General features: G+C 72.8%; 1 protein-coding gene. It reads left to right on the top strand.

The features are described from left to right. Positions 1-201: 201 nt before the first annotated feature. Positions 202-545, top strand: a 344-nt coding sequence (locus tag ACI8AG_RS20495; protein WP_456598498.1) for a hypothetical protein, incomplete at its 3' end; no start/stop codon positions are given.

The raw sequence follows: 545 nt of genomic DNA, 5'->3' as shown, positions 1-545 counted from the left end.
TCTGCGGATGTCGGTGGTGCGTGGACGGCGTGGGCCGGGGCCAGCCGGTTGTCGGTGAGCCCGGGTGTGGCGTCGTTCGAGTTGCCGGGGGCCGGTCACAACACCGGGGCTTATCTGGGTGGGGTGTCGGCGACCGATGTCGATGTCCGGGCGTCGTTCGGGTTGGCGTCGACCCCGACCGGTGGTGGGACGTATGTGTACGTGACCGGTCGTCGGGTGGAGTCGGGGCTGGAGTACCGGCCGCGGGTGCGGGTGCTGCCCGATGGTCGGGTGGCGGTGGCGTTGTCGCGGTTGGCCGGTGGGGTGGAGTCCTTCCCGGGTGGGGAGGTGTTCGTGCCGGGGTTGACGTGGGCGCCGGAGACGGTGCTGGAGGTGCGGTTGCAGGTGACCGGCACCAGTCCGACGGAGCTGGCGTTGAGCGTGTGGGCGGCGGGGACGGCGGAGCCGGCCGGGCCGGCGATGACCTGGACCGATGACACCGCCGGTCTGCAGGTGGCCGGTTCGGTGGGTCTGACCGCGCACCGGCCGGGCAGCAGCACCGCGGC

The sequence above is a fragment of the Blastococcus sp. SYSU DS0552 genome (assembly GCF_054050815.1).
Note: the sequence above shows the minus strand (reverse complement) of the source record. Positions and strands in the feature narration are given on the sequence as shown.